General features: G+C 72.8%; 24 protein-coding genes and 1 tRNA gene. 9 read left to right on the forward strand and 16 right to left on the reverse strand.

The genetic code is table 11. From position 1 onward, the window contains the following. Nucleotides 1–93 precede the first annotated feature (93 nt). Nucleotides 94–540 carry a GroES family chaperonin gene (locus H9640_RS02885; protein WP_318243612.1) on the reverse strand — a complete coding sequence of 149 codons (447 nt, stop codon included), beginning with the start codon at nucleotides 538–540 and terminating at the stop codon, nucleotides 94–96. 64 nt (nucleotides 541–604) lie between these two features. On the opposite strand from H9640_RS02885, the gene bcp reads away from it, so the two are divergent. Together bcp and H9640_RS02895 are read left to right on the forward strand one after the other, a co-directional pair. Beyond that, on the forward strand, nucleotides 605–1084 hold the full coding sequence (gene bcp / locus H9640_RS02890) for a thioredoxin-dependent thiol peroxidase (RefSeq protein WP_191789242.1): 480 nt from the start codon (nucleotides 605–607) through the stop codon (nucleotides 1082–1084). Between the two features lie 61 nt (nucleotides 1085–1145). Then, nucleotides 1146–1227 (forward strand) — tRNA-Leu (locus tag H9640_RS02895). 15 nt (nucleotides 1228–1242) lie between these two features. Here the strand turns inward: H9640_RS02895 and H9640_RS02900 are convergent. Next, a complete protein-coding gene (locus tag H9640_RS02900) occupies nucleotides 1243–1713 on the reverse strand; it encodes a hypothetical protein (protein WP_191789243.1) in 471 nt (156 codons plus the stop codon). Nucleotides 1714–1820: 107 nt separating this feature from the next. Between H9640_RS02900 and H9640_RS02905 the strand changes: the two genes are divergently transcribed. Then, nucleotides 1821–2417: a protein-L-isoaspartate O-methyltransferase family protein gene (locus tag H9640_RS02905; RefSeq protein ID WP_307824032.1), complete on the forward strand. Its 597-nt coding sequence runs from the start codon at nucleotides 1821–1823 to the stop codon at nucleotides 2415–2417. On the opposite strand, the gene H9640_RS02910 is transcribed toward H9640_RS02905, so the two are convergent. Genes H9640_RS02910 through H9640_RS02920 form a run of 3 tightly spaced genes read right to left on the reverse strand, consistent with a single transcriptional unit; the run spans nucleotide 2404 to nucleotide 7594 of the window. Continuing rightward, nucleotides 2404–3021, reverse strand: a complete 618-nt coding sequence (locus H9640_RS02910) for a thymidine kinase (RefSeq protein WP_318243613.1) — start codon at nucleotides 3019–3021, stop codon at nucleotides 2404–2406. The genes H9640_RS02905 and H9640_RS02910 overlap by 14 nt on opposite strands. 57 nt (nucleotides 3022–3078) lie before the next feature. Next, nucleotides 3079–3642 carry a GNAT family N-acetyltransferase gene (locus tag H9640_RS02915; RefSeq protein ID WP_307824030.1) on the reverse strand — a complete coding sequence of 188 codons (564 nt, stop codon included), beginning with the start codon at nucleotides 3640–3642 and terminating at the stop codon, nucleotides 3079–3081. 37 nt (nucleotides 3643–3679) lie between these two features. Beyond that, nucleotides 3680–7594 (reverse strand): Rne/Rng family ribonuclease, encoded by a 3915-nt coding sequence (locus H9640_RS02920; RefSeq protein WP_318243614.1) that lies wholly within the window; start codon nucleotides 7592–7594, stop codon nucleotides 3680–3682. A gap of 513 nt (nucleotides 7595–8107) precedes the next feature. Here H9640_RS02920 and H9640_RS02925 point away from each other — a divergent pair. Genes H9640_RS02925 through cydC form a run of 4 tightly spaced genes read left to right on the forward strand, consistent with a single transcriptional unit; the run spans nucleotide 8108 to nucleotide 14492 of the window. After that, nucleotides 8108–9628 carry a cytochrome ubiquinol oxidase subunit I gene (locus tag H9640_RS02925; protein WP_191789246.1) on the forward strand — a complete coding sequence of 507 codons (1521 nt, stop codon included), beginning with the start codon at nucleotides 8108–8110 and terminating at the stop codon, nucleotides 9626–9628. A gap of 33 nt (nucleotides 9629–9661) precedes the next feature. Continuing rightward, a complete protein-coding gene (gene cydB / locus H9640_RS02930) occupies nucleotides 9662–10837 on the forward strand; it encodes a cytochrome d ubiquinol oxidase subunit II (protein ID WP_191789247.1) in 1176 nt (391 codons plus the stop codon). Beyond that, nucleotides 10834–12639 (forward strand): thiol reductant ABC exporter subunit CydD, encoded by a 1806-nt coding sequence (gene cydD / locus H9640_RS02935; protein ID WP_191789248.1) that lies wholly within the window; start codon nucleotides 10834–10836, stop codon nucleotides 12637–12639. Before cydB ends, cydD begins: the two co-directional genes overlap by 4 nt. After that, a complete protein-coding gene (cydC, locus tag H9640_RS02940) occupies nucleotides 12636–14492 on the forward strand; it encodes a thiol reductant ABC exporter subunit CydC (protein ID WP_191789249.1) in 1857 nt (618 codons plus the stop codon). Before cydD ends, cydC begins: the two co-directional genes overlap by 4 nt. Nucleotides 14493–14531: 39 nt before the next feature. On the opposite strand, the gene H9640_RS02945 is transcribed toward cydC, so the two are convergent. The 4 genes from H9640_RS02945 to H9640_RS02960 form a co-directional block, all read right to left on the reverse strand. After that, nucleotides 14532–14936, reverse strand: a complete 405-nt coding sequence (locus tag H9640_RS02945; RefSeq protein WP_191789250.1) for a DUF4259 domain-containing protein — start codon at nucleotides 14934–14936, stop codon at nucleotides 14532–14534. 84 nt (nucleotides 14937–15020) lie between these two features. After that, nucleotides 15021–16409, reverse strand: coding sequence for a dipeptidase (locus H9640_RS02950; RefSeq protein ID WP_191789251.1), 1389 nt, complete (start codon nucleotides 16407–16409; stop codon nucleotides 15021–15023). After that, nucleotides 16406–16906, reverse strand: coding sequence for a hypothetical protein (locus H9640_RS02955; protein WP_191789252.1), 501 nt, complete (start codon nucleotides 16904–16906; stop codon nucleotides 16406–16408). The genes H9640_RS02950 and H9640_RS02955 overlap by 4 nt, the downstream gene beginning before the upstream one ends. A 1-nt stretch (nucleotide 16907) precedes the next feature. Further along, nucleotides 16908–18455, reverse strand: a complete 1548-nt coding sequence (locus tag H9640_RS02960; RefSeq protein ID WP_225226642.1) for an APC family permease — start codon at nucleotides 18453–18455, stop codon at nucleotides 16908–16910. A 266-nt stretch (nucleotides 18456–18721) separates the two neighbouring features. Here H9640_RS02960 and H9640_RS02965 point away from each other — a divergent pair, with 266 nt between their 5' ends. Next, nucleotides 18722–19696 carry a phosphoglycerate dehydrogenase gene (locus H9640_RS02965; protein ID WP_191789253.1) on the forward strand — a complete coding sequence of 325 codons (975 nt, stop codon included), beginning with the start codon at nucleotides 18722–18724 and terminating at the stop codon, nucleotides 19694–19696. Nucleotides 19697–19700: 4 nt separating this feature from the next. Here the strand turns inward: H9640_RS02965 and mutM are convergent, their stop codons facing one another. The 6 genes from mutM to coaD form a co-directional block, all read right to left on the reverse strand. After that, entirely contained in the window at nucleotides 19701–20684 is a 984-nt protein-coding gene (gene mutM, locus H9640_RS02970; protein ID WP_191789254.1) for a bifunctional DNA-formamidopyrimidine glycosylase/DNA-(apurinic or apyrimidinic site) lyase, read from the reverse strand. Further along, complete coding sequence (gene rnc / locus H9640_RS02975) at nucleotides 20677–21450, reverse strand: ribonuclease III (RefSeq protein ID WP_307824028.1); 774 nt, start codon at nucleotides 21448–21450, stop codon at nucleotides 20677–20679. The genes mutM and rnc overlap by 8 nt, the downstream gene beginning before the upstream one ends. Nucleotides 21451–21455: 5 nt before the next feature. Further along, nucleotides 21456–21650, reverse strand: coding sequence for a 50S ribosomal protein L32 (gene rpmF, locus H9640_RS02980; RefSeq protein WP_030150858.1), 195 nt, complete (start codon nucleotides 21648–21650; stop codon nucleotides 21456–21458). 2 nt (nucleotides 21651–21652) lie between these two features. Next, nucleotides 21653–22240, reverse strand: a complete 588-nt coding sequence (locus H9640_RS02985; RefSeq protein WP_056648462.1) for a YceD family protein — start codon at nucleotides 22238–22240, stop codon at nucleotides 21653–21655. A gap of 263 nt (nucleotides 22241–22503) precedes the next feature. Beyond that, entirely contained in the window at nucleotides 22504–23028 is a 525-nt protein-coding gene (locus H9640_RS02990; protein ID WP_191789255.1) for a hypothetical protein, read from the reverse strand. Continuing rightward, nucleotides 23025–23573, reverse strand: a complete 549-nt coding sequence (coaD, locus tag H9640_RS02995; protein WP_191789256.1) for a pantetheine-phosphate adenylyltransferase — start codon at nucleotides 23571–23573, stop codon at nucleotides 23025–23027. The genes H9640_RS02990 and coaD overlap by 4 nt, the downstream gene beginning before the upstream one ends. A gap of 103 nt (nucleotides 23574–23676) precedes the next feature. On the opposite strand from coaD, the gene H9640_RS03000 reads away from it, so the two are divergent. Then, on the forward strand, nucleotides 23677–24477 hold the full coding sequence (locus H9640_RS03000) for a hypothetical protein (RefSeq protein ID WP_191789257.1): 801 nt from the start codon (nucleotides 23677–23679) through the stop codon (nucleotides 24475–24477). Nucleotides 24478–24595: 118 nt separating this feature from the next. Here H9640_RS03000 and rsmD read toward each other — a convergent pair whose 3' ends face one another. Continuing rightward, nucleotides 24596–25189 (reverse strand): 16S rRNA (guanine(966)-N(2))-methyltransferase RsmD, encoded by a 594-nt coding sequence (gene rsmD / locus H9640_RS03005; protein WP_191789258.1) that lies wholly within the window; start codon nucleotides 25187–25189, stop codon nucleotides 24596–24598. Between the last annotated feature and the right edge of the window lie 67 nt (nucleotides 25190–25256).

Below are 25256 nucleotides of genomic sequence, written 5' to 3' on the forward strand. Positions count from 1 at the left end.
GCGAGAAGAAACACTACTGAACCGGCCCCCCGGAGACAAATCAGGGGGCCGGACGAGGCTGTGACCTGCACGACAAGCTGCCTGAGGTCGGCGCTACAGGTACAGCCCGGTCTTGCCGCTCGTCTCCTCGGGCTGCGAGACCGCGCTGACGTCCTTCTCGCGCAGCAGCACGAAGCTCTTGCCGTTCAGCTCGACCTCTGCGCGCTCCTCGGGGTCGAACAGCACGCGGTCGCCCCGGCTCACGTGCCGCACGTTCTCGCCCGTCGCGACGACCTGGGCCCACGCGAGCCGCTTGGGCCCGACGGCCGTCGCGGGGATCACGAGCCCTGCCGACGACTGCCGCTCGGACGAGTCGACCTCGGGCAGGACCAGGAGGCGGTCGTGCAGCATGCGCAGCGGCAGGCGCTCGGGCTCGCTGCCCGACGGCGTCGCGCGCGTCGCGGAGGACTTCTTCCGGGAGGCGATGGCCGGGCCTGCGGCCGGCTCGGGCCGTGCGGGCGGAGAAGGGGCGTCGTGCGGGGTGGGGGGTGTCGTGCTCACGGTCCCCACGCTACCGGTGTCCTCTAGGCTCGGTGTGAACCGCGAACGCACCACGAGGAGTTCCATGAGCACGCGACTTGCCGTCGGCGACGACGCCCCCGACTTCACCCTCCCGACCGCCGACGGCGGCTCGGTGACGCTGTCCGACCTGCGCGGCAGCTCGGTCATCGTCTACTTCTACCCCGCAGCCTCGACGCCCGGCTGCACCAAGGAGGCGTGCGACTTCCGCGACTCGCTCGCGTCGCTCCAGGGCGCGGGCTACAAGGTCGTCGGCATCTCGCCCGACGCGCTGCCCAAGCTCGTGAAGTTCGCCGAGGAGGAGTCGCTGACGTTCCCGCTCGCGTCCGACGAGTCCAGGCAGACGCTCGAGGCCTACGGGGCGTGGGGCGAGAAGAAGCTCTACGGCAAGACCGTGACGGGCGTGATCCGCTCGACCGTCGTCGTCGACCCCGACGGCAAGGTCGCGCTCGCGCAGTACAACGTCAAGGCGACGGGCCACGTGGCCAAGCTGCGCCGCGACCTGGGGATCGACCCCAAGAAGTAGGTCGCCCGGCCTGCGAGCCGCCGACCGGTGCACCCCTCGCGCGCCCGTAGACTGTGCGGGCGCGCGAGTGGCGTAATTGGCAGCCGCGCCAGGTTTAGGTCCTGGTGTCTTCGGACGTGCGGGTTCGAGTCCCGCCTCGCGCACCCCTCTCGTCCCGGTCAGCCGACCGGAACCTCGATCGCCCCGGGCACCAGTCCCGGCTTCGTCTCGGTGCAGTCGGCGTCGGCCGCCAGGTTCCACCCCTTGACCTGGACCGCGTCCCCGGCGCACCCGACGAGCTCCCGGTCTCCGAGCGGCTCGTCGAGCGCGACCGTCGTGGGCCGGACCCCGAAGTCCTCGCTGCACGCTCCCCTGGTCCGCTGGACGAAGGCTCGCACCTCGACGGTCTCCGTGCTCTCGTCCACCTCGACCTCGTCGACGTCGATGCACGTGCTGCCCCCGGCGAAGACCGCGACCTCCAGGTCGGTCCCGTCCTGCGCGAGGAGCACCCACTCGACCCGCACCCGCTGCGGTTCCCCCAGCCCGCAGCCCGCGAGGACGGCCACGGCCGCCGCCCCCACCGCGACCGCACGCGCGAGGGTCCGCACGCCGCCCGCGGTCGCCGTGGACCGCTCCGTCCGTCTCGTCATGCGCCGGACCCTACGCCACGCGGGTGCCTCGCGCAGGTCCCCGATCACGCGGCGGCCCGCACGCGCCCGTCCTACTCTGGGAGGAGGTCCCGAGGAGGCGATCCCCAGTGCCGAACGGTCGGAGAACCCAGGCCATCTACGCGCACGAGGTCTCGGCGGCGATGTCGGCGATCGACCGGCGGCGCTTCCTGCCACGCAACCAGCGCCCGTACGCCCGTGACGACCGGCCGCTGCCGATCGGTCACGGCCAGACGAACTCGCAGCCCCGGACGGTCGCCGACACGCTGCGCCTCCTCCAGGTGCCGCGGGGCGCGCGCGTCCTGGACGTAGGGTCCGGCTCGGGGTGGACGACGGCGCTGCTCGCCCACCTGGTCGGGTCGAGCGGGAGCGTCGTGGGGGTCGAGATCGACCCGGACCTCGCGGAGTGGGGGGCGGCGAACCTCGCGACCTACCCCATGTCGTGGGCCCGGATCGAGGTCGCCGAGCGGGGCGTGCTCGGCCGTCCGACCATGGGCGGCTACGACCGCATCCTGGTCTCCGCGGCGGCCCAGGTCCTGCCGCAGGAGCTCGTCGACCAGCTCTCGATCGGCGGGCGGCTGGTGATCCCGGTGCAGCACGTCCTGGTCCTCGTGGAGCAGCACCTGACGGGCACCGTGACGAGCAGGCACGGGACCTACAGCTTCGTGCCCCTCATCGGGTCGTGACCTCGGCGCCCGCCCGCCAGCGCGCCGCCGAGAAGTGGACCCGGCACCGCGCCTGGTAGGACTCGACGCCGCCGACGTGCTCGGCCCCCGCCGTGAGGGCGTCGCCACGTACGTCGTCGCCACGTCCGACGACGACGCGCTCGTGGAAGGGGGCGTCCTCGCCGCAGACCGTGCAGACGGCCGTGAGCCGGTCGGCACGCTCGGCCAGCGCACCGAGCGCCGGGATCGGGTCGAAGGGCCGCCCGTCGAACGTCACGTCGAGCCCCGCGACGATCATCACGAGACCCGCGTCGGCCGCGTGCTGCACGACGTCGAGCAGGTCGGGACCGAAGAACTGCGCCTCGTCGACCGCGACGAGCTCCACGGCGGGGTCGATCAGGTCGAGGATCTCCGTGGCGGACGTCGCGGCGCGCGAGGGGAGGTCGAGGCCCGAGTGCGAGCTGACGACGCCCTCGCCGCGCCGGTCGTCGAGCGCATGGTGCACGACCTCGACACGGCGTCCCGCGATCTGCGCCCGGCGCACGCGCCGTAGCAGCTCCTCGGTCTTGCCTGCGAACATCGGCCCGCTGATGACCTCGACCCGGCCTCGCCTCACGTCGTCCACGCAGCCAGTAGACCATGCGCCGAGGACCGCGGAGGGTCCGCACGGAGCGTCCCGGGCTCAGTCGCGCGCGTCCCACTCGGCGCGCAGCACGCCCATGACGACCGCGTCGTACCGCAGCCCACGCACGACGCGCGCGTCGCGGAAGCGGCCCTCCTCGACGAAGCCGAGGCGTCGGCCGACGCCCAGCATCGGTGCGTTGCCGGACCAGGTCGCGAAGTCCAGCCGCGCCCAGTCGGTGACCGAGAACAGGTACGTGGTCCACAGCGCGAGCGCTTCGCGACCGATCCCCCGTCCGCGCACGGCCGGGTCGTAGACGCCGATGCCCATGCGGGCCCACGCGGTCTCCTGCGACTCCCAGTACCAGGAGACGGTCCCGACGAGCTGGTCGTCGACGTCCGCGATCACGGCCGAGCGGGGTGGCAGGCCGTCCACGACGCCGGGCGGCGTCCGTGCGAGGGCGGCGACGCGCGCGTCGGCCTGCGCGTCGTCGGGCACGGGATAGTACGGCCCGTCCCACTCGTGCCACTCGTGGTGGGGGCGCAGCCACTCACGGAAGACGGCGAGGTCCGCGGGACGCCAGCCCCGGAGCCGGGCAGCATGCCCGACGCCGTAGACCGGCACCTGCGGATCCCTCGCCGTCATCGGTGGTCCAGGGGCGTCAGTCGACGTCCTGGTCGGAGCCCTCGGGGGCCGCCTCGTCGGTCACGTCAGCCGACGGCGCAGCCTCCCCAGCAGCCGCCTCGTCAGCGGCGGCCTGCTCGACCGGAAACGAGTCCTGGTCGTCGGCGACCTCCGGGGCGCCCTCCGTGGACTCGACGTCCGTCAGCGTGGTCTCGATGCCGACGGCCTCGGTGTCGGCCGCCTCGGCGGTCGCGTTCGCGGTGGTCGCAGTCTCGGTGGTCTCGGTGGTCTCGGTGACCGACGCCTCGGCGACGACGGACTCCTCGACCGGCACGACGCCGTCGTGCTCGTGGTCGTGGGCGTGGGCCGCCGCGGCCGCGATCGTGGCGAGCGTGGCCTTGACGGCCTCACGCGCCTCCGACGTGACCTCGGGCAGCACCGGGACCGCGGGAGCCGCAGCCGGAGCCGTCTCCTTGGTCGCGCGCTTGCGGCGCGACCGGGAGCGCGAGCCCTCCGACTCGGCGGGCTCCTCCGGCGCTGCGGCAGGAGCCGGGGCGTGCTGGTGACCACCGCCGTTGTTCGAGCCGCCCGACTTCTCGATCGGGTCGGTGTGCACGATGAAGCCACGACCGTTGCAGTGGTCGCACGTCTCGCTGAACGCCTCGACCAGGCCCTGGCCCACACGCTTGCGGGTCATCTGGACCAGGCCGAGCGAGGTGACCTCGGCGACCTGGTGCTTGGTGCGGTCACGGCCCAGGCACTCGACCAGGCGACGCAGCACCAGGTCACGGTTGGACTCGAGCACCATGTCGATGAAGTCGATGACGATGATGCCGCCGATGTCGCGCAGGCGCAGCTGGCGGACGATCTCCTCGGCGGCCTCGAGGTTGTTGCGCGTCACGGTCTCCTCGAGCGTGCCACCGGAACCGGTGAACTTGCCCGTGTTGACGTCGACGACCGTCATGGCCTCGGTGCGGTCGATCACGAGCGAACCACCCGAGGGCAGCCAGACCTTGCGGTCCATGCCCTTGGCGAGCTGCTCGTCGACGCGGTGCGCCGAGAAGGCGTCCTTCTCCGACGTCCAGCGCGAGACGCGCTCCTTGAGGTCGGGCGCGAGCTCGGCGACGTAGCTCGAGATCTCGTTCCAGGCGTTGTCGCCCGAGACGACGAGCGAGCTGAAGTCGTCGTTGAAGATGTCGCGGACGACGCGGATCGCGAGGTCCGGCTCGCCCTGGAGCAGCGCCGGGGCGGAGACCGACTTCGCCTTCTTCTCGATCGCCTCCCACTGGCTCTGCAGACGCTCGACGTCGGCGCGCAGCTCGTCCTCGCTCGCACCCTCGGCGGCCGTGCGCACGATCACGCCCGAGCCCTCGGGGACGACCTCGCGCAGGATCTTCTTGAGCCGGGCACGCTCGGTGTCCGGGAGCTTGCGCGAGATGCCGGTCATGCCGCCGCCGGGGACGAACACGAGGTAGCGGCCCGCGAGCGTGATCTGCGACGTCAGGCGCGCACCCTTGTGGCCGATCGGGTCCTTGGTGACCTGGACCAGCACGGAGTCGCCCGACTTGAGCGCCTGCTCGATGCGACGCGGCTGCCCGTCGAGGCCCACGGCGTCCCAGTTGACCTCGCCGGCGTACAGGACGGCGTTGCGACCCTTGCCGACGTCGATGAACGCGGCCTCCATGGACGGCAGGACGTTCTGGACGCGGCCCAGGTAGACGTTCCCGGCCATCGAGACCTGCGACTGCTGCGAGACGTAGTGCTCGACGAGCACGCCGTCCTCGAGCACCGCGATCTGCGTGCGGCCGTTCTTCTCGCGCACGATCATGGAGCGCTCGACGGACTCGCGGCGTGCGAGGAACTCTGCCTCGGTGATGATCTGGCGGCGGCGACCGGCGTCACGGCCCTCACGGCGGCGCTGACGCTTGGCCTCGAGGCGCGTCGAGCCCTTGAGCGCGGTCACCTCGTCCGAGGACGTGCTGCCGCTGCGCTCGCGCGTACGGGTGCGGGTGGACGACATGGAGGTCGAGACCCCGGCGCTCTCGCCACCCTCGGCCCGTCCGCCACGGCGGCGACGGCGGCGGCGACGGCTCGATCCCGAGCCCTCCTCGCCGTCGTGCTCGTCCGTGTGGTCGTCCTGCTGGTCGGCGACGGTGTCGTCGACGTGGGCGCCTGCCTCGCCCGGCTCGCCCTCGGACGAGACGGTCGAGGACTGCTCCGACCGGTCGTCCGACTCGTCGTCGCCGTACTCGTCGCCGTCGGCGCGCGAGTCTCCGCGCGAGCGGCGGCCACGCCCCCCACGACGCCGACGACGGCGCGGCGCGCCCTGGTCGTCGTCCTCGGCGGAGGCCGGCTCGTCGTCGGTCTCGGTGACGATCTCGAGGTCGTCGAGCTCGAACGCGTCGGCGGGGATCTCGACACCCTCGGCGACGAGCTCGGCCTCGATCAGCTCGATCTCCTCGACCGCGGCGAGGTCCGCACCCGCGAGCACGACGTCGACCTCGACCGCCTGCTGCGGGGCCAGCTCTGCTGCGGGGGCTGCGGGGGCTGCGGGGACCTGGGCAGCGGTCGTCCCGGACGTCGACGGCGCGCCCGCGCCGCGGCGGGCCGACCGGCCACGACCGCCGCGCGTGCGGGCGGGGGCCTCACGCTGCTCGGTCTGCTCGGTCTGGGTCTGCTCGGCAGGTGCCTGCGCGGCGGATGCCTCCGGTGCCCGCTGCGCCTGCGTGGCGGGCGCCTGGGGGGCGGAGGACTCGACGCGCGCGGGCGTCTCCTCGACGGCGCGCGTCCCGGGCGTGGCGAAGCTCGGCATGGCGTCGGTGGGCGACGTGGTGGGGCGCACGACGCGCCGCGAGCGGCGCGGTGCGGCAGCAGGGTCCGGCGCCTGGAACAGGAGCGCGGTCGTCGCCAGTCGCGGGGTCGCGGAACCGCCACCGGTCGATGCGGGCGATGCGCTCGGCGTCTGCTCGGCGGCGGGGGCCTGGGCCTCCACCGCAGCGGCTGCGTCCTTGCTGACCTTGTTCACGCGACGCGAGCGGACCTTGGGCGCGGCGGGCGCGACGGGCTCAGCGGGCGCCTCGACGACGGGAGCGGTCTCCTCGACCGGTGCCTTCGAGGTCGCGCGGCGGCGCTTGGCGGCGGGGGCCTTCTCGACGGGAGCCTCGGCAGGCGCCTCGGTGGTCTCGACCGTGGGCGCGGCGGTCTGCGCCGCGGCGGACCGCGTGGCCCGACGGCGCGTCGTCGCCGGGGCGACCGGCTCTTCTGCGGTGGGGGTCGCCTCGGCGACAGGGGCTGCCGTGGTCGCCTCGACGACCGGTGCGGCGGCGTCCCCTGCTGCGGCGGGCTCGGTGGTCTCCGTCGCTGCCTTGCGGGAACGCCGGGCCCGGACGGGCTTCTCGACCGGGGCGTCCTGCTCGGCGGCGGGCTTGAGCCCGAGCTCGGAGAGCACGTCGAGGACGGGGGCGTCGGCGGCGGCACGTGCTGCTGCGCCGCGCTTCCCGCCGCGTCGGGGTGCCTCGGCCGGGGCGTCCTGGGCGGGCGCCTGGGCGACAGCACCGGTGGATGCCTTGCGCGCGGCGGTGGCGTTCGCGGAGGAGGTGTCGGGCTGGCTCGTCGAGGTGCTCGTGACGGGCGCGGCGTCGGCAGCCGTCGGGGCCGAGGCGGGAGTCGTCGTCGGGCGCACGACACGGCGCGAGCGGCGCGGGGCGGCCTCTGCGGTAGGGAGCTCGATCCCGAGCGAGCCCGTGGGCGCCTCGGGGTTGACGGCCGCGGGCTGGGTGGGAGCCTTCGCGGCGGGGAGGGAGATCTGGACCGCGGCCGCCTGGGCGGCGGCCTCGGCGGAACCGGGCGCTGCCGCGGTCCTGGTGACCCGTCGTCGGGCCGGCTTCTTGGCGGGTGCTGCGTCCTGGCCGGCCGTCGAGCTCGTCGAGTCAGGGGTGTTGTCGAGGGTCACGCGATGCGCTCCTGGTACCCCGAAGGTCCGTCCCACATCGTGCGGCCCGTTCGGGCGGTTGTCGTCGCTCGGGACGTGCGCATCGCAGCGCTGTCGTCCCCGCGACGGAAGTCGGCGGTGGCGGCTCGGGCAAGGGCGGGCGGCGGGGGGCGCTTCGCCGTCCGGGCCATTCATCCCGTTCGGCGGCGCTCCGCGAGCCGCGGACTGCGGTTGCGTCGAGCACGTACTGGGCGCAGGGGAGATGTGGTCCCCCGTGCTGGGTCAAGTATCGCACAGCCGACGTCGATCAGATGGGCATCTACAGGTCCGTCGCCCGTGTCGTCCAGAGGACCAAGGTCCCGACTCGGACCTTGTGAAGGTTCTCACAAACTGTCGTTTCCCGAGAGTTTTGGCGCTTCCTCCCCTCGCCGATGGTGCAGATTGGTCATAGCGTCGGCAGTAGGAACGCTGACCCTGCCCTGAGACACCCCTCAGGATCCCCCGGTAGCCCCCAGGAACCCCCCAGGAGCGTTTGTGGACGTCCTCGATCTCGCGAGGTGGCAGTTCGCCATCACGACCGTCTACCACTTCATCTTCGTGCCGTTGACGATCGGGCTCGCTCCTCTCGTCGCCATCATGCAGACCGCATGGGTGCGCACGGGGAACGAGCGGTGGCTCAAGCTCACCAAGTTCTTCGGCAAGCTCCTCCTGATCAACTTCGCGATCGGCGTGGTGACCGGGATCGTGCAGGAGTTCCAGTTCGGGATGAACTGGAGCGAGTACTCGCGCTTCGTCGGAGACGTCTTCGGTGCCCCGCTCGCCATGGAGGCGCTCGCCGCGTTCTTCATCGAGTCGACGTTCCTGGGTCTGTGGATCTTCGGCTGGGACCGCCTGTCCAAGAAGGTGCACCTCGCGTGCATCTGGGCCGTCGCGATCGCCGTGAACCTCTCCGCGTTCTTCATCCTCGCGGCCAACTCGTGGATGCAGCACCCCGTCGGGACCATCTACAACCCCGAGACGGGCCGCGCCGAGATGAACGACATCGGCGCCGTGCTCACCAACAACACGCTGTGGGCCGCGTTCCCGCACACCATCACCGCGGCCTTCCTCACCGCGGGCACCTTCGTCGCCGGCATCGCGGCCTGGTGGATGGTGCGCCTCGTGCGCACCAAGAAGGCCGAGAACGTCGAGCTCGCCCGCAACGTCTACCGCCCGGCCATCACGCTGGGCGTCATCGCGATGATCGTCGGCGGGCTCGGTGTCGCGGTGAGCGGTGACTTCCAGGCCAAGCTCATGTTCCAGCAGCAGCCCATGAAGATGGCCGCGGCCGAGGCCCTGTGCGAGAGCTCCCCCGACGGCGCGCCGTTCTCGATCCTCGCGATCGGCGACCTGTCCGACTCGTGCGAGGGCGTCAACCACATCCTCGAGATCCCGGGCCTGACCTCCTACCTGGCCGAGGGCAGCTTCAGCGCCCCCCTGCCCGGCGTCGACGAGGTCCAGCAGAACATGACCGAGCGCTACGGCGACGTCACCGCGGACGGCGAGCCCGTCAACTACTCCCCCAACCTGGCGCTGACCTACTGGAGCTTCCGCCTCATGATCGGCTTCGCGGTCGGGTCGATCGCCCTGTCCGTCATGGCGCTGTGGCTGACCCGCAAGGGCCGGGTCACGGACAACAAGTGGTTCGCCCGCGTCGGCATCTGGGCGATCCCCATGCCGTTCATCGCGTCCTCGTTCGGCTGGATCTTCACCGAGACCGGACGCCAGCCCTGGGTGGTCGCCCCGAACCCGTCCGGGATCGACTCGATCCGCCTGCTCACCGAGCGCGGCGTGTCGACCGTCGTGAGCCCCGGCGTCGTCCTGACCTCGATGATCGTCTTCACGCTCGTCTACGGAGCCCTCGCGGTCGTCTGGTTCAAGCTCATCCACCGCTACTCGGTCGAGGGCGTCCCCGAGATCGTGCACGACGACTCCCCCGAGGCGCGCGCCAAGGGCGACCCCGACGACCCGGACTCGGCCGACGAGTCCGACCGCCCCCTGTCCTTCGCGTACTGACGCGCTCTGACGGCTCAAGGAGACCCAGTACTCATGGAACTCACCATTCTCTGGTTCGTGCTCATCGCGATCCTGTGGATCGGCTACCTGGTCCTCGAAGGCTTCGACTTCGGCGTGGGCATGCTCCTGCCGATCCTGTCCCGCAGCAAGGACAAGGCGAAGAAGGACACCGAGCGTCGGCTCATCATCAACACGATCGGCCCGGTCTGGGACGGCAACGAGGTCTGGCTCATCACCGCCGGTGGTGCGACGTTCGCGGCCTTCCCCGAGTGGTACGCCACGCTCTTCTCCGGGTTCTACATCCCGCTCTTCCTGATCCTGCTCGCGCTCATCGTGCGCGGCGTCGCGTTCGAGTACCGCGGCAAGATCAACGACGACCGGTGGCGTGCACGCTGCGACCAGGCGATCGTCTTCGGCTCGTGGATCCCCGCGATCCTGTGGGGAGTCGCGTTCGCCAACCTCGTGCGCGGCGTCGAGCTCGACGCGGCACACCAGTACGTCGGCGGCTTCTGGGCCCTGCTCAGCCCGTTCGCCCTCCTCGGCGGCCTCACGACCGTGCTCCTCTTCCTCATGCACGGCGCCGTGTTCATCGCCCTCAAGACGGACGGCGAGGTCCGGGTCAAGGCCCGCCGCCTGGCCGGCTGGTTCTCGGTCGCCTCGGTGGTCGTGGCCGGCGGCTGGGCCGTGTGGGCCCAGGTCGCCTACTCGGTGCCGTGGACGTGGGCCGTGGTCGTGGTCGCGGCCCTCTCCCTGGTGGGGGTCGTGCTCGCCAACGCCAAGGCCCGCGAGGGCTGGGCGTTCCTGTTCTCCGCGCTCGCGATCCTCTCCGCGACCGTGCTGATCTTCGGGTCGATGTACCCCGACGTGATGCCGGCGCTCGACCCCGCGAACTCGCTGACCATCGAGAACGCGTCCTCGACGCAGTACACCCTGACCGTCATGACCTGGGTCGCCGTGTTCCTGGTCCCGCTCGTGCTGGTCTACCAGTCGTGGACGTACTGGGTGTTCCGCCGTCGCCTGTCGACCAAGGACATCCCGCCGCCCATCGGCCTCTCGCTCAAGAAGCTCAAGGACTCCGCGTTCGGCGGGCCGTCCTCGGGCGGCGCCAAGAACCTGGACCTGACCCCCGCCACGGGGGACAAGGCCTCGGGGACGGACGCGGCGTCGTCGGGCCGGGCGAACGACGGCACCGGCAGCACCTCCGCGTGAAGCCCCTCGATCCACGGCTCCTGCGCCAGGCGCGGGCGGCCCGCGGGTACGTCGTGCTCACGGCGGTTCTCGGCCTCGTCACGGCCGGGCTCGTCGTGGCACAGGCGCTGCTCATCGCGAGCGTCCTCGCCCCCGCGATCCAGGGCAACCTCACGCTGCCCGACGTCGCCACCCCCCTCACGTGGCTCGCCGCGGTCGTCGTGGTGCGCGCCGGGGTCGCGTGGGCGCAGGAACGGTTCGCGCTCAAGGCCGCGACCAAGACCGTCGCGGAGCTCCGCGAGCAGGTCGTCAGCCATGCGGTGGCCCTCGGGCCCCGCTGGCTGGCGACCGGCCGCGGGCCCGCCGTCGCGACGCTCGCGACGCGCGGGCTCGACGACCTCGAGCCCTACATGGTCCGCTATCTCCCCCAGCTCCTGCTCGCGGCGACCGTCACGCCCGCGACGCTCGCCGTGGTGCTGGGTCTCGACTGGATCTCCGCGATCATCATCGCGGTCACGATCCCCCTCGTCCCGCTCTTCATGATCCTCGTCGGGCAGCTCACGGCCGGGACGTCCGAGCGTCGCCTCAAGGTCATGCAGCGGCTCGGGTCGCAGGTCCTCGACCTGCTGGCCGGGCTCCCGACCCTGCGCGCGTTCGGCCGTGAGCACGGGCCCGAGAAGCGCGTCCGGGCGCTCGGCGACGCCAACCGCCGCGCCACCATGGGGACGCTGCGCGTCGCGTTCCTGTCCGGCATGGTCCTCGAGCTGCTCACGACGCTGTCGGTCGCGCTCGTCGCGGTCGGCATCGGGCTGCGGCTCGTGTACGGCGAGGTCGGGCTCGAGCCCGCGATCGCCGTCCTGATCCTCGCCCCCGAGGTCTACCTGCCGCTGCGCCAGGTCGGCATGCACTTCCACGCCTCGACCGACGGCATCGCGGCGGCCAACCAGGCGTTCGAGGTGCTCGACGAGCCGCTGCCGCCCGTCGGGACCGCCCCCGCCCCGGCGCTCGCCGGTGCGCGCCTCACGTTCGACGGGGTGAGCGTGCGTGCGGGAGACCGCGACGTGCTGGCCCCCGCCGCACTCACGGCGACGTTCGGCGCCCGTCCCGAGCCCGCCCGCGCCCACGACGTCTCCGGGCCCCGCGCGACGCCGTCGGGCACCGTGGTCGCCCTGACCGGTCCCAGCGGGTCCGGCAAGACCACCACGGCCCTGGTGCTCCTGGGCCTCCTGGCCCCCGACGCCGGTCGCGTCCTGGTGACCCCGCGGGACGGCGAGCCCGTCGACCTCGCGGACGTCGACCCGACCACCTGGTGGCCGCAGGTCGCCTGGGTGCCGCAGCGCCCCACGCTCGCCCCGGGGACCGTGCGCGAGGTCGTGCTCGACGGCCGCGAGGTCCCCGACGCCGACCTCACGGACGCCGCGAGGCTGTCCGGGCTCGACGCCGTCCTCGACGTCCTGCCCGACGGCTGGCAGACGCCGATCGGGCAGGGAGGCGTGGGTCTCAGCGTGGGCCAGCGCCAGCGCGTGGCCCTCACGGCCGCGCTGCTCGGCGACCCGGACCGCGTCCCCCTCGTGGTGCTCGACGAGCCCACGGCCCACCTCGACGCGCGCGGCGAGCAGGCCGTGCTCGACGCCGTCCGCACGTGGCGCGACCAGGGGCGCACGGTCGTCGTGGTCGCGCACCGCACGAGCCTGGTCGAGCTCGCCGACCAGGTCGTGACGGTGTCCGCGGCGGCGCTCCCACCCTCCGTCCCGGGCGGGGCACCCAGCGGCGACCCCGTCGCGCCCACGCCCTCCGCCTCCTCGTCAGGAGCCGTCGCATGAGCGACCTCGACCAGTCCGCCGGTCCCTCCTCCCCCACCCACGAGGACCCGCGCCGCGGCGCGGCGGCCACGATCGGCACCGACCCGCTCTGGCGCGCGGTCCGGCTGCTCGACGTGAGCTGGGGCCGGGCCGCGAAGGCGATCGGCCTGGGATCGCTGGCCCTGGCGAGCTCGGTCGGCCTCGCGGCCGTCGCGGCGTGGCTCATCGCGCGCGCCTCGCAGATGCCGCCCGTGCTGCAGCTGTCCGTGGCGACCGTCGCGGTGCGCGCGTTCGGCATCTCGCGCGGGGTGTTCCGCTACCTCGAACGCCTGGCCTCGCACGACGTCGCGCTGCGTGGCATGGCCTCGCTCCGCGCCAACGTGTACACCTCGCTGGCTTCCGGACGTACAGCGGCGGTGGCCGGCGTCCGACGCGGCGACCTGCTCGCGCGCGTGGGTGCCGACGTCGACTCCGTGGGTGACGTCGTCGTCAAGGCCGTGATCCCCGCAGGGGTCGCGCTCGTGGTGTCCGCAGGCTCGGTGGTCCTCGTCGGCGCCTTCCTGCCCTCGGCCGGCCTCGCCCTGCTCGCGTGCCTGGTGCTCGCGGGCGTCCTGGGGCCGTGGCTCTCGGCACGCGCCGCCCGGCGCACCGAGGAACGCGGCGCCGCCGCCCGCGCCGAGATGACCTCGACCGTGCTCGAGACGCTCGAGGGCGCGGGACCCCTGGCCGTCTCGGGCCGCCTCGCCCAGCGGATGGACGCGCTGCGTCGCACCGACCGCGAGCTCGCGGCGGTCACCGACTCGGGAGCCAGGACGTCGGGCACGGCCGCGGCCGTCAACAACGCCGCGATCGGCCTCGCCGTGCTCGCCGCGCTGCTGCTCGGGATCCCCGCCGTCGCCGCGGGGACGCTGACCCCGGTCGAGCTCGCCGTCGTCGTGCTCACGCCGCTCGCGGTGTTCGAGGCCGCGGGCGTGCTGCCCGGTGCTGCCGTGCAGATGCACCGCTCGCGCCAGGCCGCCCGCCGCATCATGGAGCTGCTCGACGCCGCCGACGACACCGCCACGGACGAGCCGCCCGCACCGCGCCAGACCGTTCCCCGCGCCGACCCCGACGGTCCGGCAGTCGTCGTGACCGGCGCGACGTGCGGCTGGAACGGTCGCGCGGCCGTCACCGGGGTGGACCTGGCGGTACGGCCCGGGCGCTCGGTCGCGGTCGTCGGCCCCTCGGGCGTCGGCAAGACGACCCTGCTCATGACGGCCGCCGGGCTCATCCCGCAGGTCGCGGGGAGCGTGTCCCTCGACGACGCACCGATCGCGACCTTCCCGCCCGACGACGTCGCGCACCAGGTCGTCTTCGTCGCCGAGGACGGTCACGTCTTCGACACCACGGTGCTCGAGAACCTGCGCGTCGCCCGGGGCGACGTGACCCCTGACGAGGCGTCGGCCGCCCTGGTCGAGGTCGGGCTCGGCGAGTGGCTGTCCGGGCTGCCCGACGGGGTCGAGACGACCCTGGGCCCCGACGCGACCACGATCTCCGGCGGGGAGCGTCGTCGGCTGCTCGTCGCGCGCGCCCTGCTCGCCCCCGCTCCCCTGCTGCTCGTCGACGAGCCAGCCGAGCACCTCGACCCGGCGACCGCCGACGAGCTGCTGACCCACCTCGTGGAGACCAGCCGCCAGGGCGGACGCGGGATCGTGGTCGCGACGCACCGCCTGTCGGCGCTCGCCGCGGTCGACGAGGTGCTGCTCCTGGGACGGCCGGACGACGCATCGACCGACACCCCGGCGACCGTGCTGGCCCGCGGTACCCACGCCGAGCTCGTCGCCCACGACGCGGGCTATCGCTGGGCGCTCGCGCAGGAGGCAGCGGGCGTCTGACCGACCGGCGCGGACGCCGGGCTCACGAACGGACCCGGCTCAGCCCGGCGTCCGCAGGCTCTCCCACCGGCTCACGACCGGGTCCCGCCACTCCGCGAGGTCCTCGGGACCGTTCTCGGCCCACAGCTCGTGGAGCTCCGAGGTGTCGCTCCCCTCGACCGCTCGTTCGAGCGTCGTGAGGACCCAGGCGCGCTGCTGGTCGGTCAACGACGCGGCGAACGCGACGGCGTCGACCCCCTCGAGGTGGTCGTCCGCCGGCCGCAGACCGCGGGCCACGGCGAGCACCTCCGCGATCGCGATCGCGGCCTGTGCGTCGTCGACCTCGAGGTAGTCCTCGTCGAGGTACCCGCTGAAGTCCTCGATCCGGAAGTCGCCCGCACGCAGCGCCGCGAGCAGGTCGCCTGCGCCGTCGTTCTCGAACGGACCTGAGCCCCACGTCCCCATGTCTTCTTCTCCGTCTCCGCGGGCTGCTCCGCCCGTCGGGACGACCCTACGGGGCCCCGCCGACACGGGCGCGCGGGGCCCGCCTCAGGCCCGGGACGCCCCCAGCCGTGACAGGAAGAGCGCCTCTCCCACCGCGAGCTGCTCGATCTCGCTGGGCGCGACCGACTCGTTGGGCGCGTGGATCAGGCACGCGGGCTCCTCGACGCCCAGCAGCACGATCTGCGCGTCGGGGTACCCGGACGCGAGCACGTTGCACAGCGGGATCGACCCGCCCTGGCCGGCGGTCACGGTCTCCTTGCCGAACGCGTCCGCGAGGGCCCGCGAGAGCGTGTCGAAGACCGGGCCGTCGATGCGCGCCTGGAACGGCTGCCCGACGGCGTCGCGCACCGTCGTGACTCTGACCCCCCAGGGTGCGTGGTTCTCCAGGTGGGCCACGAGCTTGTCCTGGAGGTCGCGCGCGTCCGCGCCGGGCGGGATGCGCAGGTTGAGACGGGCGGCCGCGCGCGGTTGGATCGCGGCGGCCGAGCCGACGACGTTCGGCGCGTCGATGCCCAGGATCGTCACCGCCGGACGCGCCCAGAGCTGGTCGGAGACGCGCCCCGACCCGAGGAGACGCGTGCCGTCGAGCATGCCGGCGTCGCTGCGGAACTGGTCGGGGTCGTAGTCGACGCCAGGCCAGGTCGCGTCGGCGATCTCGGGCGGGACGCCGTCGATCGTGGTGTTGCCCTGGTCGTCGCGCAACGAGGACAGGAGGTGGACGAGGGCCGCGAGCGCATCGGGGGCCGCTCCCCCGAACATGCCCGAGTGGATCTCGCCCTCGAGCGCCTCGACCGTCACGACCACGTTGGCCGCGCCGCGCAACGACACGGTGAGAGTCGGCAGGCCCAGGGTGGCGTTGCCCGTGTCCGCGATGAGGATCGCGTCGGCGGAGAGCTCGCCCGGGTGGGCCTCGACGTACTGGTCGAGCCCCGCGGTGCCCTGCTCCTCGGAGCCCTCGATGACGATGCGGATCCCGACCGGGTAGTCGTCACCGCCGAGCGCGCGCAGGGCCCGCAGCGCCGTGAGGTGCGTGACGATGTTGCCCTTGCAGTCCGCGGAACCCCGCCCGTAGAGGCGCCCGTCCCGCTCGGTCAGCTCGAACGGGGGCGTGCGCCACGCCGCGTCGTCGAGCGGCGGCTGCACGTCGTAGTGCGAGTAGAGGAGCACCGTGGGGGCTCCGGGTGGGCCGGGGCGGTAGCCCAGGACCACGTGCGACCCGTCGGGGGTCTCGACCAGGCGGGCGTCGTCGATCCCCTCGGCCCGGAACGCGTCCGCGACCCAGTGGGCCGCCCGCTCGCAGTTCTCCTTCGGGAACAGCCGCTCGTCGGCGACCGACGGGATCGCGACGAGCGTCCGCAGGTCGTCGAGCGCCCGCGGCAGCAGCGACGCCACCTGCTCCTTGACGGGGGTGAGGTCTACCGGTGTGCTGCTCACGAGTCCTCCTGGGTGGTCGTGTTCTCGTCGAGGTTGAGGGAGTCGACGTAGGCGTCGAAGTCGTCGAGCTGCTCGGGGCAGTACACCTCGATCACGAGGCGGTCCCCGGCGAGTCGTCGCTCGTCGACGAGCGAGGGCCTGCTGCCCGGCCCCGTGGCCCCGTTCGTGGACCCGAGGTTGGCCGTCGCCTTCACCAGGGCGGCCGGGTCGGTGCAGAACCCGCCACCGTCGGCGCCCAGGACGGCGACGATCTGGTCCTCGTCGAAGGCCGTGATGCCGATCGCCTCGAACTCGGCGTGGAGCTCGGCGGCCCGCTGCTCGGCCAGCTCACGGTCCTGCGCGGCGTGGTAGTTGTGGTAGAGCACGGCCATGAGCACTCCGACGGCGACCGCGAGCAGCGCCGCGGCCGTGTAGAGGATCCAACGCCGGGAGTCGCCCGGCTCGTCCTCGTGCTGCGGCAGGCCGTCAGGGCCCTCGGTGGTGGACGTCGCGGTCATGTCACGCCTCCTTCGGTCCGTCGGCCGGGGCGTCGACGAGCGGTTCCTCCGGCCCCCCGACGTTGTCCGGGTTCTTCCATCCCGGCTTGCGCAGGAAGTAGAAGAGCGCGGGCACCAGGATCCCGACGACGCCCAGCCCGCCACCGACGATCAGCAGGTACACCCCGCCGCTCCCGCTCGAGAACTGCGCGGGCGGCACGAAGCCGATGATCATCGCGGCGACGGACGCCAGGAAGCCGACCGTGCACAGCAGCGTGAGCGCGGGTGCGCGATACCCGCGGGGGTGGTCGGGCTTGTTCCGTCGCAGCCGGACCGCCGCGACGAAGAGCAGCAGGTACATGATCAGGTACACCTGCGTCGTGATGACCGACAGGATCCAGTACGAGCTCGAGACGTCGGGGATGAACGCGTAGAGCAGCGCGATCACCGTGGTCACCAGGCCCTGCGAGACCAGGATGTTCTGCTGGACCCCGTGCTTGTTGAGCTTCTGCAGGAACGGCGGCAGGTACCCCTCCTCGCGGGCGACCGTCAGCAGGCCCTTCGAGGGGCCGGCGAGCCAGGTGAGCATGCCGCCGAGCGACGCCGCGATGAGCATGAGGCCCAGGATCGGCGTCAGCCAGCTCACGCCGAAGTTGGCGAAGAACGCGTCGAAGGCCTGCATGACGCCGGCCGTGAGGCTGAGCTGGTCGGCCGGGATGACCCAGCTGATCGCGAGCGCCGGGAGGATGAAGATCAGCAGGACCAGGCCGATCGCGAGGAACATCGAGCGCGGGAACTCCTTGGCGGGCTTGCGCAGGCTCGTGACGTGCACCGCGTTCATCTCCATGCCCGCGTAGGACAGGAAGTTGTTGACCACGAGCACGAGCGACGCGATCCCGGTCCACTGGGGCAGCAGGTGGGACGCGTCCATGGGGGCGGCCGAGGTGTTGCCCTGTCCGAGGAACACGAGCCCCAGGACCACGAGCAGCGCACCGGGCACCAGCGTCCCGATGATGAGCCCGAAGCTCGACAGGCCCGCGACGGTCTTGGTGCCCTGCGACGACACCCACACCCCGGTCCAGAAGAGCACCACGATGACGATCGCGACGTACAGGCCGTTGCTCGCCAGCGAGGGGTTGATGACGTACGCGAACGTGCTCGCCACGTACCCGAGAAGGCTCGGGTAGTAGAAGATCGTCATCGCGAACTGGCACCAGATCGCCAGGAACCCCGCGGGCTTCGAGATGCCGTCGGCGACCCAGCGGTACACGCCGCCGGACCATCCGGAGGCCAGCTCGGCCGAGACGAGCGACGTCGGCAGCAGGAAGACGATCGCGGGCACCACGTACAGGAACACCGCCGCGAGCCCGTACACGGCCATGGTCGGGGCGGCGCGCAGGCTCGCGACCGACGACGTGATCATGAACGCGAGCATGAGCCAGGTGATGTAGTTCTTGGGCGTCCTGGCGGTGATCGCCGCGCGCATCTCCTCGCGGGTCGGCGGTGCCCCTCGTGCTCCGGTGGTCACGGATGCGTCCGAGCTGCCCGACTCCGCTGTGGATGAGGCCATCATTCCTCCGTGCCGCCGAGACCCCCTGGACGGGCGGGTCGCCGTGAACCGCTGGGACGTGCCAGACGTTGCGAACATATCGCCAGCGACAGGTTTGCGCTCCCGGAACGAGAACGGCCCCGAGCGGTGGGCGTCCGGCCGCGCCGGACGGTGTGTCGGCGCTGGTAGCGTCGGTGTGTCCGCTGCACCGGGGGCCCGGGACGGACGGCGCTGCCCGTCCCCTCGACGGCTGCCCGCCGCACCACCGCCTCGCCCAGGAGCCCCGTGTGAAGATCCTCGTCCCCGACACGATCGCCCTCGACCTCGCCCCGGGGCACGGGACCCCGGCCGACCAGGACGGCTCAGGGTCCGCGGACGAGATCGTCGAGTACGACCCCGCCGCTCCCCTGCCCGCCGAGCACCGCGACGCGGAGGTCCTCGTCGCGTGGACCAACTCTCCCGAGAACCTCGCCGACGCCGCAGCGCACCTCCCCGGGCTCCGCTGGGTCCAGACGCTCGCTGCTGGACCCGACGCGATCCTCGCGGCGGGCTTCGCGCCCGAGGTCGTCGTGACCAACGGTCGCTCGCTGCACGACGGTCCTGTGGCCGAGCACGCCCTCGCGCTCACGCTCGCCGCGGTCCGGCGCCTCGACCGCCTGGGGGCCGCCCAGCGCGAGCACCGCTGGGACTCCGCGATGGTCGACGAGCAGGCCGACCCGGCGACGAGCGGGCGCTTCACGCTGCACGGCGCGCGCGTCACGATCTGGGGGTTCGGGTCGATCGCGTCCGCCCTCGCGCCCCTCTACGAGGCGCTGGGGGCGCACGTCACCGGGGTCGCGAGCGCGACCGGAGAGCGGTTCGGCTTCCCCGTCGTGACGGACGAGGACCTGCCGCGGGTCCTCGCGACGACCGACGTCCTGGTGTCGCTGCTGCCTGCCGTGCCGGCCACCCGCCACGCGTTCGACGCCGCGCGCATCGACCAGCTCCCGGACCATGCGTGGTTCGTCAACGTGGGCCGGGGCGCCACGGTCGACGAGGGCGCCCTGGTCGACGCGCTGCGCGACGGGCGGCTGGGCGGCGCGGCCCTCGACGTGACGGAGACCGAGCCGCTCCCGTCCGACTCCCCTCTCTGGGACGCCCCGCGCACGATCATCACGCCGCACGTCGCAGGTGGGCGACCCCAGGGCGCGTCGGCCCTGGTCCGGGAGAACCTGGAGAACCTGCGGGCGGGTCGCCCGCTGCGCAACGTGGTCCCGCGCTGACGGTCTACCAGCGTGCGTTCCGCGGCACCTTCTGGCAGACGGGGCACGTGTACGACGACCGGTTCATGAACTCGTCGCGCCGCACGAGCGCCCCGCAGCGCGTGCACGCCTCGCCCTCGCGGCCGTACACCGCGAGCGAGCGCGAGAAGTACCCGGACTGGCCGTTGACGTTGACGTAGAGCTCGTCGAAGCTGGTCCCGCCCTGGGCGAGCGCTTCTCGCATGACCTCCTCGGCGGCGTCGAGCACGCGGTGCGCCTCGGCCAGGCGCAGGGTGTCGGTGGGGCGCGCGTAGTGGAGCCCGGCACGCCACAGCGCCTCGTCGGCGTAGATGTTGCCCACGCCGGACACGAGGCGCTGGTCGAGCAGGGCCCGCTTGATACCGGTCCGACGACGGCGGATCGCCTTCACGAGGTCGTCGCGCCGCAGGGCGGGGTCCAGCAGGTCGCGCGCGATGTGGGCGGCGGGCTCGGGGATCTCCGCGAGAGCCGAGCCCCAGCCACCAGGGCCGCCGTCGGGGGTCGGCGCGAGGTCCGTCACGGACAGGTGCCCGAACGTGCGCTGGTCCACGAAGTCGAGGGTCCGCGGCGTCCCGGGCTCGCCGGGGAGCGCGGACAGCTCGAGCCGGACACGCAGGTGCGGCACCTTGTCGACCGCGGCCGTGCCCGAGCGGACCAGGAGCTGGCCGCTCATGCCCAGGTGCGCCATGAGCGCGGTGACGTGCGCGCCCGTGGGCGCTGCGCCGTCGGGCAGGGGGCTGCGACCCGTCGAATCGGCGGGCGCCTGCGAGAGGAGGAGCCACAGGTACTTGCCCCGGCGGACCGCGGCGCCCACGTGCTGGCCGACGAGCTGGCCGCGGAAGCTCTCGGGGCCGCCCTCGTGGCGGCGGACCGAGTAGTCGCGCAGGACCTCGACGCCGGTGACGACCCTGCCCGTGACGTGACGGGCGAGGCCGTCACGGACGGTCTCGACCTCGGGGAGCTCAGGCAAGGGTCCCGTGCGCCCCGTCGACCGGCTCGGCCGGGCCGGGCGCGGAGCCTGCAGGCGCGTCCGTCGTGGGGAGAGGCAGCTCGACGATCGCCCGGTAGGCCATCTCGGCGGCGTCCTGCTCGGCGTACTTCTTGGCAGAACCGTTGCCGGTCCCGTAGACGACGCCGTCGAGCGACACCTCGGACGTGAAGGTGCGGGCATGGTCCGGCCCGTCGCCCTGGCTCGCGTACGCGGGGGCGCCGAGGTTCCGCGCGGCAGCCGCCTCCTGGAGCGAGGTCTTCCAGTCGAGGCCGGCACCAAGGTCCGCGGCGACCGCGAGAGTCGGGTCCACGAGACGGTGCACCAGGTCGCGCGCGACCTCGAGGCCGTGGCTGAGGTAGGTCGCACCGATGAGGGCCTCGACGGTGTCCGACAGGATCGAGTCCTTGTCGTTCCCGCGGGTCCGCACCTCACCCTTGCCGAGCAGGATGTACCCGCCGAGCCCCAGGGTGCGCGCGATCGCGGCGAGGGACTTCTGCGAGACCGTGGCGGCGCGCATCTTGGCGAGCTCGCCCTCGGGGAGGTCCGGGTGGCGGCGGTACAGCGCCTCGGTCACGACCAGGCCCAGGACTGCGTCGCCGAGGAACTCGAGGCGCTCGTTGGTCGGGATCCCGCCGTGCTCGTGGGCGAAGGAACGGTGCGTCAGTGCAAGCACGAGAAGCTCGGGATCCAGGTGGATCCCGAGCCTCTCGAGAAGACCGGCGGCCGCGGGGGCGTCCGGCGTCACGCTATTCAGCCTGCGTGCTCGGTGCGCAGCGCCTCGACGTACTGACGGCTCTTGTAGGTGCCGCAGGTCGGGCACGCAGCGTGCGACAGCTTGTCGCCCTTGCACTGCGGGCAGGTCGTGAGGTTCGCGGCGGTGGTCTTCCACTGCGAACGACGCGCACGGGTGTTGCTGCGCGACATCTTGCGCTTCGGAACAGCCACGGCTAGCTCTCTTTCGTCTCGTCGGACACGCTCGGATCCTCGAGCATGCTCTGTAGTGCCGACCACCGGGGATCGACAATGTCGTGCGAGTGATCAGGATCCTCCGCCAGACGTGCTCCGCACTCGGAGCACAGGCCCTGGCAATCGGGCTGACACAACGGTCTGAATGGTAGTGCAGTGACGACGGAATCCCGAAGCGCGGGCTCGAGATCGATCAGGTCGCCCTCGAGCTCGTACACCTCGTCCTCGTCGTCACCGGACTCTGCCGCGGCCTTCGCACGCTCGGGATACACGAACAGCTCCTGGATGTCCGCGACGACGTCAGCCGTCACCGGTTCCAGGCACCGCACGCACTCCCCGACCGCCTGGGCCTGAGCAGTCCCCGTCACCAGCACACCGTCCATCACCGATTCGAGCCGGACGTCCAGCTCGAGGTCGGTGCCTTCAGGGATGCCGATCACGACGGTACCGAGGTCGGCCGGGGCCTTGACCGAGCGAGTCACCTCACGCATCGATCCGGGACGCCGACCGAGCTCGTACGTGTCGAGCACAAGAGGCGAGCGCGAGTCGAGAGTGATGGGTTCCTCCACAGGGTTTCGGCGACCCGAGCGGGCCACCGGTGTTCAAGGTCACAGCACACACGTCCGTCCCGCGAGAACTCGGGGGAGCCCACGGGATGGACGAACGTCCTCGGTCCCAGCCGATGACAGGCAGGACCAACGGACTATCTTACGGCATCCCCGAACTGCCGTCGAACCTCGCGAACTGCCCGCCGTGCGGCAGGCGGGCGAGCCGGACGAACGGGCCTGCGCCGGGCCGCGCCGCGCCGCGTCGGGCCCGCGTCGAGCCCGCGTCAGGCCTGCTCGGCCGACTCCTGGTACTCGCCGATGCGCTGCGCCAGCTTGGCGCGCCCCGCGTGCACCTGCGCCATGACCTTGCCGAGGTCCACCTCGAACTCCGCCAGGCGGCGGTCGCAGTAGTCGTCGGCGTCGACGCGCAGCTCCGCCGCGGTCCGCTCGGCCTCCTCGACGATCGCCCGGGCACGCGACTCGGCCTGGACCGCGACCTGCTCCTTCTGGACCAGCTCGATCGCCCGGGCGCGTGCCGTGTTGAGGATGTCCTCGGCCTGCCGGTTCGCGTCCTCCAGGACGGCGTTGGCCTCGGCCAGGACCTCGTCCGCGTGCGCGAGCTGCTCGGGCAGCGCCTGGCGCATCTCGTCGACGAGAGCCAGGGCGTCGGCCTTGTGCACGAGGACAGAGGACGACATGGGCATCGCCCGGGCGTTCTCGACGAGGAGTGCCAGGTCGTCGAGGATCACGTGGAGACCGGCCTCGGTCTGCGCCTCGTCCTCGGTCTGCCCGAGCGGGTGGTCGTTCATCGGCCTGTTCCTTCCGTGGTGGGGGTCGCCTGCGTCGCCGGGGCCTGCGCCGCGCCCGCCCGTTCCGCGATCGCCCGGCGGACGACGTCACCGACCCCGGCCGGGACCAGGTCGTCGATGGGGCCGCCGAAGCGGGCCACGTCCTTGACGAGAGAGGACGCGACGTGGGCGAGTGCGGGGTCGCCCGGGACGAACACCGTCTCGACGCCCTCGAGGTGGCGGTTCATGAGGGCCATGGGCAGCTCGGCGTCGAAGTCCGCGCCGCCGCGCAGGCCCTTGACGACCGCGGCGGCCCCGACCTCGCGGCAGAAGTCCATGAGCAGCCCCGGCACGATCTCGACCCGGACGTCCTCGAGGCCTGGCGTGGCGTCGAGGGCTGCGCGGGCGATCTCGACGCGTTGCTCGGCGCTCAGCAGCGCGGACTTGGAGGAGTTGCGGGCGACCCCCAGGACCACCTCGTCGAACAGCGACCGCGCTCGGCGGACGATGTCGAGGTGGCCGAGGGTGAGGGGGTCGAAGGACCCCGGGCAGACGGCGATGGTCACCTCGCCACGGTAGTACACGCCCGCCGGGAATCCGGGCAGGTCAGGGCGGCGGGGGCCGCACGACCGTCCTGCGCGGGAGCCGCGAGCGCGGCAGGATGGGGCCATGCCTCCCGAGTCCGGCCCCGTCGTCGTCCCCCTGCGTTCCGTCGAGCAGCTCACGCAGCTCTACCGGGACGTCCTGCTCCCGTCCTTCCCGCCCGCCGAGCTCGTCTCGCTCGACTCGTTCCTCGCGGACCACGCGGCGGGGCACCTGGAGTCGTTGGGCGTCGTCGAGATACCCGACGGTGCCGCTCCCCCGGCCGAGCCGGGCGCGGCGGGCGCGGCGGGCGAGGGGCCGACCGGTCGCGTGGTGGCGGGCGTCGTCGGGTCCTGGTCGGCCGAGGCGCGTGTCCTGCTGGTGCAGTACCTGGCGATCGCCCCAGGGCGCCGCGGAGGTGGCATCGGTGCCGCGCTGCTCGGGGCCGCGGTCTCCGCGTGGCTGAAGGACCTGCGCCCGGTCATGGTGCTCGGCGAGGTCGAGCACCCGCGGTTCCATGCCGCGAGCGAGGCGCACGGCGACCCCGAGGCGCGGCTGCGGTTCTACGCCCGCCACGGGGGGCGCGTGCTCGCGGTGCCGTACTTCCAGCCGGGCAACGAACCGGGGGCCGAACGCGTCCCGGCGCTGCTGCTCATGACGCTCGCGACCGAGGACCCGGAGGCGACGAGCGTCCCCGCCGCGCCGCTGCGCACGTTCCTGCGGGAGTACTTCGAGGCCAGCGAGGGGTCCCTGGCCGACGACGCCCCCACGCGTGCGCTGCTCGACGCGGTGTCGGGCGACCGGGTCGCGCTGCTCGGCGCGGACGACCTGGACCGGGTGCCCGTGGGGCTGCTCGACAGGTCGTCCCTGCGGGCGCCGGTGGTCTGACCAGTCCGCCCGCGAGACGGGTGGTTCGGTCCCCGACGGGTGCTTTCGCGCGTGTCGGGGAGACCCGTCTCGGACCGAACCACCCGTCTGGCGCCCCGTCACCCGTCTCGCGCGGACCTCAGGAGGCGTCTGCCTGCGGCTCCTGAGGCTCCTCGGCCGTCGCAGGGCCCGCGTAGTACACCGCGGTCTCGCCGTAGTCCTTGCGGGCGAGCAGCTCCCACCCGGCCGGCCAGGTCGGTTCGGGGCTGCGCGTCGAGCGCTCGACCACGACGACCGCGTCCTCGACGAGCGCCGAGGTCTGCGCGAGCTGGCGCAGGAGCTCTGCGACGACGGCCTCCGACACGTCGTAGGGCGGGTCGATGAAGACGACGTCCCACGTGGTCGACGGGGGCGCCTGGACGAACTTCTCGGCCTTGTCCTGGACGACCTGCACGTTCGTCAGGGCGAGGGTCTTCACGTTGGCCCGGCAGACCTCGGCCGCGACGCGCGCCGCGTCCACGAGCACGACCCGCTGCGCGCCCCGCGAGGCGGCCTCGAGGCCCAGGGCACCGGACCCCGCGTACAGGTCCAGGACGTAGGCACCGTCGAGGACCCCGTAGTGCTCGAGCCGCGAGAAGATCGCCTCACGTACCCGGTCGCTCGTGGGCCGCGTCCCCTTGGGGGGCACCTGCAGGCTGCGTCCACCGACCGTCCCGGCCACGATCCTCGTCATGCGGACAGCCTAGACGGGCGGCACGGTCACCCTCGGCACCCCAGCGCGTCCCCCCGGCGGGCAGGAG

It is taken from the genome of Oerskovia gallyi (assembly GCF_014836745.1).
GTDB lineage: Bacteria > Actinomycetota > Actinomycetes > Actinomycetales > Cellulomonadaceae > Oerskovia > Oerskovia paurometabola.